A 2169-nucleotide genomic window follows, 5' to 3' on the forward strand; every position below is an offset into this window, starting at 1 on the left:
GGGTGAAAAGTGCCTTGAAATGTTTGAGGCCAACCCAAGGGCTTCCCCAGATGCCTTCCATCAAGTTGTAATTCTTGAAAGCGATGATGTTACCTAAAATTGGAAAGTATCGAAAGATAATGAAGTAAGCAATAACCGGTACAAACATAAGTAGTAAAGGCAGATTTTGCTTGAAACGTCGACGGGTCTGCAGCAATTTGACCGTATGGCGTGTATATCTTCGAGTCGTCATCATAGGGGCTGATTGCATGTTGTCTAGCGGTGTATGCGGCATCTTTTTGGCACCTCCTTTCGTATATCCATTGAACCATCTAATGCTCCCTTGCCGTCGATGGAATCAATGTACCTCAGAGGCGCAATCCTTCTCAATATACATGAATTAGTGAGTAAACTCTTTTGAAACCCTTGCTGTACAAGGCTTGAGTGAACGAATGCAAGGGTGAATAAACAACAATTAACGATATACTTTTCTTGACTGCTGGGTGGAAAAATGGCAGTGCTATGATTACTTCCGGTAATCGCCAGGCGTAACCCCCGTATATTTCTTGAAAGCGCGAATAAACGATATGGCATGCGTGTATCCCACTTTGATTCCGATATCCTGGACGGAGTAACGACTGCTTAGGAGCAATTGCTGCGCTTGTTCCATCCGGATTTTTACGAGATAATCGACGAATTTTTCACCGAATTCCTCTTTGAATGCACGGCTGATCTGCGAGGCATGGAGCTGAAATTGCTCACTTAGCGAAGTAAGCGACAAATCAGGATCTTCATAATGGGTTTCCACGTAGGTGCGAATTTGGTTCATAACCGCATGTGAACTTCTGAACTCACGAATACCAGCCATCTGCTGAGAGACTTCTTCTAATAAGTGAAAACAATTGGCGTAGAGTTCTTCGATCGTATCGAACTGTTGGGTGGCGTCATTCAGCTGGGGCAATGCGATTTGCAAGGACTCCTGCAGCTCGGTTGAGAGCTCCATCATCTCCCGATGCAAATGATAAGCGAAATAATTCATGAGGTTGCGGATCTCATCGTAGGAAAATAACCCGACTTTTAATTCAGTGAAAAGTTGTTCCAAGGCTGACTTCCAACCCTTATCCCCCAAGCGAAACAACTGAGCCAGTGATTTGATCAGAGGCAAGTGCTTATACATTTCCTTCTCTATGGATGCTTCGGTTTCCCAGTGGTACAGAACTCGATTCGTCCCTAAGGTTGATTTAAAGCGAAGTACATGTGTGGCGGCCTCGTAGGAATGAACCAGCTCCTGTACTTGTCCGACCACAGGTCCGACACCCAGAGTAATGCGGAAAGGCAGATGTTGCTCGACCCAGGAGCGTATATGTTCGCACAGATTGGCGGTATGTTTCTCGCTGCTTTTCACATTCTCATCAGCAAATATCACAACACTAAGCCTGTGTGTAGCCATCCATTCCGCCCATATAATGAGGCCAAGTGACTCGGCTGTTTCATTAACGACACGGCTTAATACGAATTTCAGCAGTTCTTGATCCTTCTGAGAGAACATTCGGCATATTTCCATATACTTATCCATCTCAATCACAGCTGCAGCTAACTGGCTGAAGCCAGAAGGCAAGTGCAGCCGGTTCATCTCGGCCTTCCAGATATCATATTCAACCTGCCGGCTGCCTTCCAACCATTCTTTGAAAAAGTGCCGTCGCCTGAACACGATATCTTCCTCATGCTGCTTCTCATAGCGGTTGGATAATTCCATGAGATCGCTTATGGCTCGATCTATATACTGGAATTCATCCTTTTTCTTGCCTTCGGCACTTATCGGTTGCAGGTCGGAAAAGGCATGGATACGGGACATGATTAACTTAATTGGCCGGTAATTCCGATGGGTTACATAGGTCATCCAGATCCCGCCAAGAACAACCATAACTAGTCCCAATCCAATCCATACATAAGAGAAGACAGAGGTGAAAGTATATAGATACTCATCGTTGAGACCACTACGGTATTCCCAGTTCGTATAGCCAGAATGGATACGGGTCAGCTCTGACCCTCTTTGTCTAACTCCTATAGCTGCTTGTGGATTGCCAGAAGTCAGCAGTTGGTTGCCTGCGGGATCATAGACTTGGATGAAGCTAATTTTTGAATTGGACATATCACCAATCATTCCTACTATAGAATCCATACTGATAT

The 2169-nt window shown here is 45.1% G+C and carries 1 protein-coding gene and 1 pseudogene; both read right to left on the minus strand.

The features are described from left to right. Positions 1–274: pseudogene (locus tag AC1DUA_RS34870) on the minus strand (hypothetical protein); the annotation flags it as partial. A gap of 231 nt (positions 275–505) precedes the next feature. After that, positions 506–2169 (minus strand): helix-turn-helix domain-containing protein (locus AC1DUA_RS34875; protein ID WP_477504098.1); only part of this gene is annotated, 1664 nt, incomplete at its 5' end.

The organism is Paenibacillus sp. 01T422, from assembly GCF_056398785.1.